Source organism: Blastopirellula sp. J2-11, from assembly GCF_024584705.1.
Classification (GTDB): Bacteria; Planctomycetota; Planctomycetia; order Pirellulales; family Pirellulaceae; genus Blastopirellula.
In genome coordinates this window covers 3,205,271-3,219,839 of sequence record NZ_CP097384.1, presented here as the reverse complement: position 1 = coordinate 3,219,839, position 14,569 = coordinate 3,205,271, and the positions used below count along the sequence as shown (strand labels likewise).

The window sequence follows — 14,569 nt, the reverse complement described above, 5'->3', positions numbered from 1 at the left end:
GGCCGCATTCGCCCCAGTAATCGATCACAACGCCCCCAGAAACCTTATCCGCGACTGGAAAATGCTAGTAGGGAAGGTTAAGATTGGCCACAATCCCCTACCTTACGTAGCAAGTGCTGCGACCTATCTTAGATCCTGCCACGTTGAGAATCGATTCTATGCGAAGCGCCCTGCTTTCTCTGTCGGCGTGTTTGTTTCTCCTTCCCGCCGTAGTGACGAGCGCCCAGACGCTTGACCTGAAGCAGGGAGATCACATCTCGATCATCGGCAACACGACGGCCGATCGGATGCAGCATCACGGCTGGTTGGAAACGTACATTCACGCGCTCCACCCCGAATTGAATCTCACGTTCCGCAATCTGGCCGTCCCCGGCGACGAACTAAAACTGCGGCCGCGTGAAGACAATTTCGGCAGCCCGGACCAATGGTTGGCCAAGAACGAGACCGACGTCGTCTTCGGCTTCTTCGGCTACAACGAGGCGCTGCATGGTCCAGCGAAACTGGCCTCATTCAAACAGGATCTGCTCGAGACGATCGACGGAATGCGGAGCCAGAAATACAACGGTACCAGCGCTCCCCAGATCGTTCTCTTTTCGCCGATTGCTCACGAAAACCTCTACAACCGTCATCTGCCAGACGGCTCGAAAAACAACGTCAACTTGAAGCTCTACACCGCAGCGATGCGTGAAGCGTGCGCCGAGAAAGACCTGCTTTTCGTCGATCTCTTTACGCCGTCGCAAGCGATGTACGCCGCCGCCGAGCAGCCGCTGACCATGAACGGGATTCATTTGCTCGATCACGGCGATCAGGCGATCGCCGCAGACATCACCCAACAGCTGTTCAATAAGCCGGCGCCCAGCGCCGATTCGGCTCTCGTCCAAAAACTACGCGAAGCGGTCCTGGAAAAAAATTACTATTGGTTCAGCCGCTATCGCGTGGTGGATGGTTACAACGTTTTCGGCGGCCGATCGAAGCTCGCCTGGTTTGGACAATCGAACGCCGACGTCATGCTGCGTGAGATGGAGATCTTTGACGTCATGACCGCCAATCGCGACAAGGTGGTCTGGGCGGCGGCCCGCGGCGAAGCGCTGGAAGTCAAAGATGATAATCTGCCGGAAGAGTTGACGGTCAAACCGAACCGAGAAGGCGATCTGGACGACGGCCGCTTTTCGTACCTTTCGCCGGAAGCCGGTTTGGAAAAACTGACCTTGGCGAAAGGATTGCAAGCCAACATCTTCGCTTCGGAAGCGATGTTTCCTGAATTGATCAATCCCGTGCAATTGGCGGTCGATCCCAATGGGCGCCTGTTCGCATCGGTCTGGCCCAGCTATCCCCACTGGAATCCGGTGGAGCCGCGGCATGATCGCATCGTTTGCCTGCCGGACGATGACGGCGACGGCGTCGCCGACCGTTGCGTGATCTTCGCCGACGGGTTGAATAGCGTGACTGGATTTGAATTCTGGGGCGGGGGAATGATCGTCGCCGCGTTGCCGGAACTTTGGTTCCTGAAGGATACCGATGGGGATGACAAAGCGGACGTCAAAATTCGCATGCTGCAAGGGCTTTCCAGCGCTGACTCGCATCACTCGGCCAACGCGATGGCGTTGGGCCCAGATGGTTGGATCTATTGGTCGCGAGGCATCTTCAATGTCGCCACGATGGAAACTCCGACGCAGACCTATCGCTCGACGCAATCCGGCGTGCATCGTTTCAATCCACGTACTTTTGAGATGGAGTTCCACTACCCCATCGGCCCGAATCCGCACGGCGATGTTTTTGACCAATGGGGCTATCAGTTCGCCAACGACGGCACCAGCGGCACCGGTTCGTACGTCAACATCGGCAAAGGACGCGGCAACAAACAATGGTTCAAAAAGCGGGTCCGTCCGGTCGCCGCGACCGGGATCATTTCGAGCAGCCATTTTCCCGAGGAGTTCCAAGACAACTTTTTGATCTGCAATTGCATCGGCTTCCTCGGCGTCTTGCAGCACGAAGTAAAGTACAACGGCGCTGACATTACGGCGGAAGAGATCGAACCGATCCTGGTTTCGTCCGATCCCAACTTCCGTCCTTCGGATGTCGAAATCGGGTCGGATGGTGCGTTGTATGTCGCCGACTGGGCGAACGCGCTGATTGGCCACATGCAGCACAACATGCGTGATCCCAATCGGGATCATCAGCATGGCCGGATTGTTCGCGTCACCGCCAAAGATCGCCCGCTCGTCACGCCGGTAAAGTTGAAGGATAAACCGCTGTCCAAAGTGCTGGACGCTTTCTACGCACAAGAAAAATCGACTCGATACCGTGCTCGCATCGAACTCAGCGGTCGCGATTCGGACGAAGTCGTTCAAGCGATCGCCGTATGGGTCGCCGACAAGGATGCAAGCAAACCGGATGACGCCCAGGCGATGCTCGAGTGCATCTGGGTTCATGAGGAACATCGTCTCCCCAATCGCGATCTGGTCGCCGCCGTGCTTGCGGCGAAAGAGCCGCGCGTGCGCGCCGCCGCGATTCGTTCGCTCGGTCATTGGGCCGGCGCCGTAGAAAACTGGGAGCCGCTGCTGTTGCAAGCCGCCCATGACAGCGCTCCGCTGGTTCGCGCTGAAGCGATTAAGTCGGCCGTCAATTTTGAAGGGGCAGCCGCCGCAGAGGTGATCTTTGTCGCCGCTTCGCAGCCGACCGATCCCGAATTGGACGCAGTGCTGGCCTATGCTCGCAGCCAGATCGATGTCGACGCGATGATCACCGAGGCGATCGCCTCCGGGCGCAAGCTTTCGCCAGCCGCGACCGCTTACGCGTTGCAAAAGGCGAGCACCAATCTGTTGTTGAAGCTGGATCGAACGCCTGAGGTGTACAAAGCGATTTTGAGCCGCGCTGGCGTTCCGAGCGCTGATCGCCAAGAAGCGTTGTCGGTTCTCGGTCAAAAAGCAGGCCGCAACCAAACGGCGGAGTTGATCTTTTGGATTACCAAGGCCGAGCAAGAAAAGCTGGCGAGTTTGAACGACTTGATCAGGTTGTTAGCGGGAGCGTCGCAAGCAAACCTGGCCGCATCGCAGGGCCTGTTGGCCGAACTCGCTTCGACCGCTGCGACCTCGCCGGTGCGCGCGGCCGCCTATCAAGGCTCGATCCAGTCGGGTGCGGCGGAGGCCGCCTGGCGAGAAGCGTCGCAGTCGCGGGAGAAGCTGGCCGACATTCTGACAGCCGCCAAGCGAGTTAGCAAATCGGCCAACGCATCCCCTTTGTACGCCCAGATCCGGCCGCTGATGTTCGCGCTGCCGGCACATCTGCAGCCGAATACGGAAGATACCTCGGGGGACGCACTTGCCGTCGCCTTTGAATATTACGAACCTCATCCGGCGAAAAACGTCGCGATGGAAACCCTGGACGCGGTCAAACCAACCTTGGTCGGCCGAATGGAGAATTTCCAAAAGTACGTGCCGAAAGGACGTAAAGATGCGTTCGCGACGCGTCAAACCGCGGCGATCGATATTCCGTCGGCCGGTGAGTACACGTTCTACACCAAGTCGGACGATGGTTCGCGAATCTACATCGACGGAATCCTGCTGGTCGATCATGACGGTTTGCATGGCATGAATGAAAAAGGGGGGGCGCTGAATCTGTCGGCTGGTCTGCACGAAATCGTCGTCACCTACTTTGATAACAGCGGTGATGACGGCCTGCAGATCTCCTGGGAAGGGCCTGGGATCAAAAAACAACCGATCCCGGCGTCGATGCTTCGCCCTGCTGGTCAAACCGACTTGCGTCTGGCCGCGATCGAAACGATTTCGGCTTGGCCCGGTCATCAGGATGAGAAGGTGGATGACTTCACCAAGCTGATTGCGATCGAGTCGATCGCCGCCGCTGGGCTCGACGCGTTGGCCAGCTTGCCTTCGCGACCTGTCATCGACCGTTTGACTCCGCAACACCGCCGCCAGGTGCTGACGACGCTGATTGATCTCGCCGCGACGGCGAGTCCGGTCGAGCGCCAAACCGACCGATACTCGCGCCAATTGGGTTTGGGAGAAGCGCTCGCGCGCAGCTTGTCGTCCGATCAAGAGAAGTACGCCGCGACGCTTCGCGAACTGCGTAACAGCATTCCAGTCAAAGTTGATCCCCAGCTTTTGGCCCTGGGCAAAGAAGTCTATACCCGCGAAAGTCACTGCGCCACTTGTCACCAAGTGCACGGCCAGGGGATGCCGAATCTCTATCCGCCGCTGGATGGCAGCATTTGGGCGACCGGTTCCGAAGATCGTTTGATCAGCATGGCCCTGGACGGGATGCACGGCACGATCGAAGTGAAAGGGAAACGCTACAGTTCTCCCCCCTTGCCGCCGATGACCGGTTTTCGCCAGTTGCTGAACGACGAAGAAATCGCGGCGGTTCTCACCTTCGTCCGCAATTCGTGGTCGAACCGTGCGAAGCCGATTGAAGCGAAACAAGTCGCGAAGATTCGCGCCGTGGATCGTGGCGATGAGACCTTCTGGTTCGCCAACGACTTGTTGGCCAAGTATCCGCTGGAAGATGGAAGCGCGGCGATCGTAGCGAATCCTTCCGGCGATCAATGGACCCCCAAGTTTGTTAAAAACTGGACCTTCGATCAACTCAAAACCGATCAGGTTGAGACCGGTAAACGTTCGTTCGAGACGGGTCAGATCTATTTTGGTCGCCTGGGCTGTGCTCAATGTCACCAGTTGAACGGCAAGGGAGGAAACTTTGGTCCCGATTTGTCGAAGCTGGATGTAAAGCGACAGACGGCCGATCATGTTCTCGAGTCGATCTTGGATCCTTCGAAGCAAATTGATCAAAAATATCGGATGCAATCGATCCTGACGATCGACGGCAAAGCGATCTCCGGCATGGTGATCCTTGATAAGCCTGATGAAATCCATTTGCTGACCGATCCGCTCAGCCCTGACAAACCGACGATCATCAAGAAGGAAGATATCGACGATCAGGCCAAGACCAACACAACGATCATGCCCAACGGCTTGATGAATTGGCTGACGGAAGCCGAGATTTATGACCTGGCGGCGTTTGTGCTGGCCGGCGGCGATCCCCAGCACAAGATCTATGACAAAAAATAGTCCTGATCGAACAGCGTCGATCTTTATCACTTCCCTTTGTTACCTCGGTTGGTATCCCATGCGTCGCATCGGTTTGATTTTTCTCTTCAGTCTGTTGGCGGCGCCAACCCTTGCTCTGGCCGAACCGCTGGTCTACGAAGGTGACTCCGGGGTCGGCCAAGGGAAGCACATCGTGTTTCTCGCCGGCGATCATGAGTATCGGTCGGAAGAGTCGTTGCCGGCGCTGGCTCGCATCTTGGCGAAGCGTCACGGCTTCAAATGCACCGTTCTGTTTTCGCTCGATCCGAAGACCGGCGACATCTTGCCCGGCTCTAGCTACATGCCAGGCACCGAAGCGTTGGAGACAGCCGACCTAATGGTCATCTTCCTCCGCTTCCAGAACTTTCCGACCGAGCAGATGCAGCCGATCGTCGATTACTTGGAACGCGGCGGCCCGGTCGTCGGCATGCGAACCGCGACCCACTCTTTTAAGATCCCCGGCAAATCCCCATTCGCACGCTTCGACACCGGCTATCGCGGCAAAGAATACGAAAAGGGATTCGGTCGCCAGGTCTTGGGTGAAACTTGGGCCGGTCATTACGGCACGAATCATAAGATGTGCACGCGACTCGACATCGTTCCTGCCGAAAAAGACCATCCGATCCTCCGCGGCGTTGAGAAACCATGGGCGCAATCAGGCGGCTACTGGACCGAGCCGATGGCCGATAGCCAAGTGTTAGCGATGGCCCAACCGCTCAGCACGATGTCTCCCGACGCGGAGCCAGCGGAAGGTAAAAAACCTTGTCCCGGCGTTTGGGTTCGCAGCTATACCGGAAAAGATGGCGCCGTCGGACGCGTCTTCACGACGACCAATGGCGCGTCTGAAGACATCCTGGATGACGACTTCCGCCGGATGATGGTCAACGCTTGCCTCTGGACGATCGGCCTGGAAGCGAAGATCACGCCCGATCTCGACATCGCTTTTGTCGGTCCTTACCAACCGGTCACCTTTCGCTTTGGCGGGCATCGCAAAGGAGTAAAACCGGCTGAACTATCTGGCTGGGATTCGCCGATCCTGCCTGATCATGCGTCCGCACAAAAATAGACGAGAGCGCGTCCAGCGGACGGAGGCTCTCGTCGGTGGTTCGTCAATCTTCCGCTTTGCTGCCGTCGTCGCACATTTTGACGATCCGTGGATCGAAGCGTGCGACGATGTCGACCAGGTCGGCCTGCTCGTTCATCACCTGGCGGATGTCTTTATAAGCGCCAGGCACTTCGTCTGCGCCTGCCGACAAAACGCGAACCCCTTTCTTCTCGAGGTCGTTCTTCACCGCATTCCAGCTGAACTTATCGCGCGCCTTGGTGCGCGACATTTGTCGACCGGCGCCGTGTGAAGCCGAACCGAGCGACGCCGCGTTTCCTTTGCCGCGGACCACAAACGCTGGATCGGCCATCGAGCCAGGAATCACACCCAACTCGCCTGCCGCGGCCGGAGTCGCTCCTTTGCGATGCACGATCACTTCCTTACCGCCATGCGTTTCTTTCCAAGCAAAGTTGTGGTGATTCTCAACTCCCGCGATAATCTGAGATCCCAAAAGCTTCGATACCTGACGGTGGATCACGTCGTGGTTGGCCGCGGCGTAGTCCCCCATCAAATTCATCGCCGCCCAGTACTCTTGACCCGCTTCGCTATCGAGGTCGAGCCAGGCCAAACGGCCGAGATCTTCGTACTTCTTCGGCAACGCCGCTTGCGCAATCGCGCTGTACGTCGAACAAACTGCTGCGCCAGCGCCGCGACTTCCGCTATGGCTAAGCAGCGCCACGTACTGACCAGCTTCCAGGTTCAATTCTTCATCGCGCTCGGTCAGCGTCAGCACGCCGAACTCGACAAAATGGTTGCCCGAACCAGACGTTCCCAATTGCTTCCACGCGCGATCCTTCTTTTCTCGCGTGATCCGCGTGATTGACCAGTCGGCGTCCATTACCGCGTGTGCCTGCGGCTTTTGATACTCCTTTCCTACGCCAAACCGGGTTCCCCCTTCCAGCGCCTCTTTAAAGCGATTGAACTGAGAATCGATCGAGTCGGCGCCGATATCCAGAACCGAGAGCTTCATCCGGCACGCGATGTCCACACCCACCGCGTACGGAATCACCGCGTTTTCACACGCCAACACGCCGCCAATCGGCAGCCCATAACCGACATGCGCATCCGGCATCAATGCGCCGGCGACCGCCACCGGCACGCTGCAAGCTTGCCGCATTTGGAAGTGTGACTCTTGGTCGATCCCCGACTTTCCCCATGTTTCGTACGCGACCGGCTCGGCCCGCACAAAGTTGCGATCGTCGATGATCGCTTGCGCAAACTTGGCGAAATATTCGTCCGCTCGATACGCTTCTGGAGCGTCCAAAATCTCTTTGATTTTTGGTTTGATCTGCTTGCTGTCGGTCGTTCGCGAAGCAATCGCGAACTGGATCGCCGTGATCGCTTCCCGTACGCATTCTTCCGGCACGCCTAATTTTTGCAGCTGTCGTCCGTTCATGGAATGATCGCCAGGTTCTCAATTTTGATGAGAAAAGATTCGGAAAAGGTCGCCGCAGGTACGGCGAATCCATTTGTAACAGACTAAGACCCGAATAGCGCCTGCCTGGTTCGTTATTGAACGAATCGGTCGAAGAGGGAAGAGATGGGGCATTTTGATGAAGAAGCTTCAATTTCCTTCGGTGGCGACTGCGGTAATCGCGTACGATTCCGTGCGTTTTGTCAACGGATACGATTCAAAAGCCCTTGGTCATGCCGACGAATCACCTTGCTCGCTGTTTCTCTCCGTAGTGCATCCCGCTTTTTCGCCGCTTACAATGGATCTCTTATCCCTTACTCATTGCTGACCTCGGATTGTGACGGAACCCACGATGACCTTCAGAAACTCCTGCCGCGCGCTGATCGCCGCTTCACTTGTCTTGTCGATGACTCTGCCGTTGACGGCGCAAAAAACTGCGGACGCCGACGCGAAGTTCACAATACCGGAGACCGACGAAGAATTGCCTGGGACGGGACCGATTCGTCGCTATGACTGGTTCCGCAATCTGTGGCAAGCGAAACGGAGCGGTTGGTCCCAGCAAGTCGCCGCCGATCAAGGCGCCGTCGTCTTTCTCGGTGACTCGATCACCCAAGGTTGGGGCGACAATATGGGGGGCAATTTTGGCGATATGAAGGTCGCCAATCGCGGGATCAGCGGCGATACGACCCGAGGGATGTTAATTCGCCTGCAGGAAGATGTTCTCGCACTTCATCCGCGTGCCGTCGTCATGCTGATGGGAACCAACGATCTGGACGAACATGCTGAGCCAGAAACGATCGCCGCCAATTTCGAGCTAATCATTGCGGCGCTGAAGAAGCATAACGCCGAGATGCCGATTATCGTCTGCAAAGTCTTCCCCAGTTCTGAAAAGAAGAATCGCCCGGCCGACAAAATCAAACAGGTGAACCAGCTGTACGAAAAAGTGGTTCACGGCGATCCGCAAATCACCGTACTCGATACTTGGACCCTTTTCGCAGACGAAAAGGGTGACGCCAAAGCGGAGGAGTTTCCCGATCTGCTTCACCCCAACCAAGCCGGTTATGCAATGTGGGCTGCGACTTTGCGACCGATCTTTGCGACGCTAGGCTATCTCGAAACCGAACAGGACGATTTTGAAAATGAGCCAGGCTTCGTCAGCCTGTTCAACGGCAAAGATCTGACCGGCTGGCAATTTCATGCGACGCCGCCGCGAAAAGGAAAGCCGGGCGGCATTTCTCGTCCCGAAGTTCCGCAGACCATCACGTTCGACGGTAAGACCTCCAGCGATGACGGTCGCTACGTTGCGGTCAATGGACGCTTGGTTGTGACGACTCCGGCCGAAGGACGTCGCATACAACAGCTTTGGACTACACAAGAATTCGCACAAGACTTTGTTTTGAAACTGGAGTTTCGCGCCACTCCCAACGCCGACAGCGGCGTCTTCATCCGTCAACCGCAGCTGCAATGCCGCGACTATGTGCTGGCTGGTCCCTACACCGAACTAAAGAACTACAAGCCGCAAGATTGGAACGAACTGGTCGTCACGGTCAAAGACAACACCGCCCACTGCACTTGTAACGGCGAACTGTTGGAAGAAGCGCTGAAGGTTCCGGCAACCGGCGGCATCGGCCTGGAAGGAGATCGCGGGCAAATGGAGTATCGCCGGATTCGGTTAAAAGAGTTGCAGTAGCTCGGGTGGGATTCGAACCCACAGCATTCCTGGTTCTAAGCCAAGATGGTCTGTCAGTTGCCTACCGAGCCCTGTTTTTTTCCTCTTCGTGCCCGCCAGCGCAAGGTTTGAGGACGCTATTTGAAAAATCTGGCTGGCTACGAAGAAGAATAGGCGCCTGCGATTTCAAACAGAGCAACCTCGAAATGCGCAAGTGAGGCAAAATCGCTCGGCAATTTTGAGAAAGCTCGAAGTAGTCAACCGCATTTCTCCAGCTGCGGAGGCAGGGATCGAACCTGCGACAAAGCGATTAACAGTCGCCCTCCCGTACCAACACAGGACCCACCGCAAAAATTGTCGTCACGTTGTCAGAGCGCCCAGTGGGAGTCGAACCCACACTTCCGCCATGGCAAGGCAGTAGGCTGCCGCTACATCATGGGCGCATTGCTGAATTGAAAATGGTGAGCAGCGGGTCGGAGTCGAACCCAGCCTCTGCGGCGTGAAAAACCGCCGACCTCACCCGAAGTCCAACGAGCCAAAATGTTTCGCCAGCGCGACAAAAAAGGGCTGACGTCGCTGGTGACGTCAGCCCTTGAAATAGGGTTCAGGCGATCTTGCCTGGGTCACAAACGCAGCGAGATCGCTAACCGAATATTGACTTCCGGTTCGGCGAGCCGTTGGAGTTTTCGGCCGCTTTCGAATGGTTGATTGGATTGTTTTAAAATCATGGTTTTGCTTTGTTCATCGAGTGTTAGGCGTCGTGTTGCCTGAAAGTTAGACGACGAACCCGCGAGATGGTTCGCATATTTTTCAGAAAGGAGAAGAAGCACAGCGACTGACGCTGATTGGGATAAGCGTGCGAGAAATCGGCAATATACTTGCTGGCGGCGAATATCCTCCGGAATTTCCGTTAGGAGCCTTCAGAAACGCCCCCTTTTCAGATAAGGAAACCAGGGATGCCTAAGCTTCTTATTGCCGAGAATTGCGTGCTACATTTTGTCGAGGGAAAAATGTGACAATTTCGGTCGTATCGATTAGATTCAGGGTTCATCTGGAACTCCTCCCGTTTTTCCTTCCGCTGCTAGTTCCCCGCCTCCGCTTCCTTCAGCACATTGGATCCGCACATGCGGCCTCCTGGTCTTGCGGCACGATTTTATGATCGACCTTGCTGGCGAATAATCACAGTCTGCGCGCTGCTGACGATGGCGCCAGCGGTGCTGCTCGCCGAACCGTTTGCGCCTCTGGGTCAACAATATATCGAGAAATTCCAACCGCTCCTCAAGACCTATTGTCTCGATTGCCATTCGACCGACGCGAAAGAAGGAGAACTCGATCTCGAGCGGTTCGCTGATATCGCCGCAATCCGACATGACCCAGCGGTTTGGCAACGCGTCGCCGAGATGATCGCCGGTGGTGAGATGCCGCCCGCGGAGAGCGCGCAGCCGACCGCCGCCGAGCGCCAGCATTTGTTGGCCTGGACTACCAGCTATCTCGACGCCGAAGCGAAAGCCAACGCAGGCGATCCAGGCCCGGTATTGCTTCGTCGCTTGAACAATGCGGAGTACGCCTACACGCTGCACGATTTGACCGGAATTGATTTCGACCCGACGCGCGAGTTTCCGATAGACGGCGCCGCCGGCGAAGGGTTTACCAATACAGGCGCATCGCTGGTGATGTCTCCAGCGCTATTTCGCAAATACTTGGACGCCGGTCAGGCGATCGCTCAACACGCGGTGCTGCTGCCGGATGGGTTTCGCTTTATCGAAGGAACGACTCGCCGCGACGCGATCAACGAGCTGATTGCCCAGATTCGTGAGATCTACACGCGACATACGCTGGACGGAAGCGACCCGAGCGTCCTCGATCTCTGGACCATTGTTGACCCTCAGGTCGGCACCAAGTTGGATGGACGCGTTGATCTCGATCTTTATCTGACGGCGCTGGTTCGCCATCGTGAGCGACTGCAAAGGGAACCAGGTGCGGCTGCCAAGATCGCCGTCGCTGAAAAAATCAATCCTCCCTATTTCTCGCGAATGGCCGAATTGCTGCTGGGCAGTGCGACCCAGTCGCCGCTGCTGGATGACTTGCGACTTCGCATCGCCGCCGCGAACGAACAAGAGGCGCTGCAGATCGCCAGCGATATTCGCGCCTGGCAAGAGCGACTTTGGAAATTCAACCGAGTAGGTCATTTTGGCAGCATTCGCCCCTGGCAACAAAGCCAAGACGCCGTCGTCGCGTCGCAAGACTTCCGGATCACAGTCAATCTGGAAGAAGGCGAACCAGACCTCCTGTTGCTGACGACCGGAACCTCGGGCGACGAGTATCAAAACGATGTCGCCCTCTGGCGCAATCCCCGATTTCTCCGCACCGGGGGACGGACCATTCCGCTTCGTGATTTACACGATGTGGCCAACGCTTATGAACAGAATCGCCAAGAGGTGTTGGAGCATCTTTCCCGCTATCTGAGCGCCGCTTGGGAGATCAAAACGACCAACCAGGCGCCCGATATCACCGCAACCGCCCAATCGCATCAGGTCGATCCAGTGCTGCTATCGGCCTGGATACGGTATCTGGGGATTTCTGCGATTGAACCGGTGACGTTCGCCGAATATCTCGATCAGCCGCTGGATAATAGCACAGCAATCCGCGGCTGGGGCAGAGCAGGGCTCAAAGATCTTTCGCTGGTCGCCAATTCAACCGAAGAAACGATCCGCATCCCCGGCGATGTTCGCCCCCACTCGATCGCCGTTCATCCTCGTCCAGAGCGGTGGATCGCCGTCGCTTGGCGATGCCCAACCGATGGGACCTATCGCGCCCAACCAGAAGCGTTTGACGCACACAATGCGTGCGGCAATGGATTTCAATGGCGACTCGAACATCGGCGCCCAGGAGAACAACGGATTCTGGGAGCGGCCGATGTCGGTTCAGGCCTGGCGGCCGAGTTTCCCTCGCTCCCCAATCTGGCGATGAAAAAAGGAGACATGCTGGCGCTGTTGATCGGCCCCCGCGATCAGGAGCATGCCTGCGACTTGACAGGGATCGAATTGGAGATTCAATCGACGACCGACAAGAACCGATCCTGGTCCCTTTCGCAAGATTGCGCCGATTCAATTGCGGACGGCAACCCTCATGCCGACAAACAGGGTAACGCTGACGTTTGGCACTTCTTTGCGCAGACGTTCGAACTGTTAGAAAACGACCGGCGCGTTCAAGACTCGCTCGTTGCCCAGTGGAGTCGCGCCGCAGACGAGAAGCGGGCTAGCGAAATCGCCGCTGAGATGGAACTTCGCGTCCAGCTGAGCTCCACCGCGAGTCGAGAGGATCCCAATCCCAACCTATTTCGCGAGCTGACTTCGCTCGACGGCCCGTTACTTGCCTCGTTGACCAACGAAGATCTCGCCAACGTGAAAGTTGCGACACCGCTGAATTATGGCGTCGCGCCCGATCGCTTTGTCCCCGATTCGGCCAACGATCTGATTTCACGCGCGCCGGAGATTCTGGAAGTCGCACTGCCTGCCAACATGCTGACAGGCTACGAGTTTGTCGTCACCGCGACGCTTGCCGATGCAGCGCAGAACGAGGGAAGCGTCCAGATGGAGGTTGGTCGCACGCGTGCGGCGACCACTCGCTTGATCACGGGTGCGTCAATCATTGCCGCCCCCGGCAGCGCCGCCGCCCAGCGATTTGCGACTTCAATGAGCCAATTCCGCGAGCTCTTTCCGATCGCGTTTTGCTATCCGCAAATTGTGCCGGTCGACGAAGTTGTAACACTGGTGCTGTATCATCGCGAAGATGAGCCGCTGCGACGATTGTTACTGACTGAATCCGAAACCGCCCGCTTGAATCGCCTTTGGTCGGAACTCCGCTTTGTCAGCGGAGACGCGTTGACAATTGTCGGCGCTTTTGAACAGCTGTTGGAATACGCGACGCAAGATGGTCGTCCAAGCGACTTTGATCCAGTTCGTCAGCCGATCCAAGACAGTGCGACCGCTTACCGGCGGCAACTAGCGCAGGCCGAACCTGCGCAGCTGAACGCGTTGGTGGAGTTCGCCGCCCAACTTTATCGCCGTCCGTTGACAATCCAAGAAGAGACCGGCATTCGCACGCTTTACGACAAACTGCGCACGCAGGAATTTGACCACGAGCAAGCGTTTCGTCTCTCCTTAGGCCGACTATTCGCTTCCCCAGCGTTTCTCTATCGATTAGAAACTCCTCGGCCTGGGCGCGGATCGTCTCCGATCTCCAGCCGAGAGTTAGCGACCCGTTTGAGCTATTTTCTCTGGTCATCGCTGCCGGATGCAGAGCTGGAACAACTTGCGGCTGATGACCAACTGCAAGACGAAGCGACCTTACGAGTAGAAGTCGAACGAATGCAGGCCGATCCGCGAAGTCGGCGTCTGGCGATCGAGTTCGCTTGCCAATGGATGCACATTCGCAACTTCGATCAATTTGACGAAAAGAGCGAACAGCATTTTCCAGAATTCGCCGACTTGCGCGGCCCAATGTACGAAGAATCGGTGCAGTTTTTCGCCGATTTGATTCGACGCAACGGCTCGATCTTCGAGATTCTGGACGCCGACCACACGTTTCTCAATGAAACATTAGCCAAACATTACGGGATCCCCGGCGTGATCGGCTCTCACTGGCGGCGCGTGGATGGGGTTAAGCAATATGCACGCGGCGGAATCCTGGGCCAAGGGTCGGTCCTTTCCATGCAAGCGGGCGCATCGCGGACGAGCCCGATCTTGCGCGGCGCCTGGGTCTCTGAAACGTTGCTGGGAGAACGACTGCCGCGACCGCCGAAAGATGTGCCGATCTTGCCGGAAGCGGCGCCGGCCGGTTTGACCGAACGACAACTGACTGAACAACACACGTCGGTCGCTGCCTGCGCCAAGTGTCATGCACGAATTGACCCATATGGATTCGCGCTCGAAAACTTCGACGCGATCGGCCGCTTCCGCCAGCAAGATGCGCAAGGTTCGCAGATCGTCACTGACTCTGTCCTGCTCGACGGGACCGAGCTCGCTGGCTATCACGATTTGCGCGACTACCTTGCCGGCGATCGGCGCACCGCATTTGTGCGACAGTTTTGCCGCAAGTTGCTCGGCTACGCGCTCGGTCGCTCGATTCGCTTGTCGGACCAGCCGTTGCTGACGAAAATGGAAGAGCAGCTGGCCCAAAACGATTATCGCATCGGCGCCGCGATCGAAGCGGTCGTTTTGAGCCGTCAATTTCGCGAGCTACGTGACCAACAGTTCGCCGACATCGATTAACTTGTC

At 56.9% G+C, this 14,569-nt stretch carries 5 protein-coding genes and 3 tRNA genes; 4 read left to right on the top strand and 4 right to left on the bottom strand.

Annotation, left to right across the window (positions count from 1 at the left end):
- The first annotated feature begins 158 nt into the window (after positions 1-158).
- The gene (locus M4951_RS12915; RefSeq protein WP_262022065.1) at positions 159-5,084 is read left to right on the top strand and encodes a PVC-type heme-binding CxxCH protein; all 4,926 of its coding nucleotides are present in this window, start codon (positions 159-161) and stop codon (positions 5,082-5,084) included.
- A complete protein-coding gene (locus M4951_RS12910) occupies positions 5,071-6,168 on the top strand; it encodes a ThuA domain-containing protein (protein WP_262026888.1) in 1,098 nt (365 codons plus the stop codon). The genes M4951_RS12915 and M4951_RS12910 overlap by 14 nt, the downstream gene beginning before the upstream one ends.
- Positions 6,169-6,211: 43 nt before the next feature.
- Here M4951_RS12910 and M4951_RS12905 read toward each other — a convergent pair whose 3' ends face one another.
- The gene (locus M4951_RS12905; protein WP_262026887.1) at positions 6,212-7,603 is read right to left on the bottom strand and encodes an RtcB family protein; all 1,392 of its coding nucleotides are present in this window, start codon (positions 7,601-7,603) and stop codon (positions 6,212-6,214) included.
- Positions 7,604-7,973: 370 nt separating this feature from the next.
- Here M4951_RS12905 and M4951_RS12900 point away from each other — a divergent pair, with 370 nt between their 5' ends.
- Positions 7,974-9,311, top strand: a complete 1,338-nt coding sequence (locus M4951_RS12900) for a GDSL-type esterase/lipase family protein (protein ID WP_262026886.1) — start codon at positions 7,974-7,976, stop codon at positions 9,309-9,311.
- Here M4951_RS12900 and M4951_RS12895 read toward each other — a convergent pair.
- From M4951_RS12895 to M4951_RS12885, 3 genes are all read right to left on the bottom strand, one after another.
- Positions 9,309-9,382, bottom strand: a tRNA-Leu gene (locus tag M4951_RS12895). The two genes, M4951_RS12900 and M4951_RS12895, sit on opposite strands and share 3 nt — an antisense overlap.
- A gap of 183 nt (positions 9,383-9,565) precedes the next feature.
- A tRNA-Asn gene (locus M4951_RS12890) sits at positions 9,566-9,640 on the bottom strand.
- Positions 9,641-9,662: 22 nt separating this feature from the next.
- Positions 9,663-9,733 (bottom strand) — tRNA-Gly (locus tag M4951_RS12885).
- Between the two features lie 681 nt (positions 9,734-10,414).
- Between M4951_RS12885 and M4951_RS12880 the strand changes: the two genes are divergently transcribed.
- Positions 10,415-14,563, top strand: a complete 4,149-nt coding sequence (locus tag M4951_RS12880) for a DUF1592 domain-containing protein (RefSeq protein ID WP_262026885.1) — start codon at positions 10,415-10,417, stop codon at positions 14,561-14,563.
- Positions 14,564-14,569: the final 6 nt, after the last annotated feature.

Excerpts from the sequence above, each read along its gene's own strand:
- M4951_RS12900 (WP_262026886.1), top strand. The coding sequence starts at position 7,974 with ATGACCTTCAGAAACTCCTGCCGCGCGCTGATCGCCGCTTCACTTGTC.
- M4951_RS12910 (WP_262026888.1), top strand. The coding sequence starts at position 5,071 with ATGACAAAAAATAGTCCTGATCGAACAGCGTCGATCTTTATCACTTCC.
- M4951_RS12915 (WP_262022065.1), top strand. The coding sequence starts at position 159 with ATGCGAAGCGCCCTGCTTTCTCTGTCGGCGTGTTTGTTTCTCCTTCCC.
- M4951_RS12880 (WP_262026885.1), top strand. The coding sequence starts at position 10,415 with ATGCGGCCTCCTGGTCTTGCGGCACGATTTTATGATCGACCTTGCTGG.
- M4951_RS12905 (WP_262026887.1), bottom strand. The coding sequence starts at position 7,603 with ATGAACGGACGACAGCTGCAAAAATTAGGCGTGCCGGAAGAATGCGTA.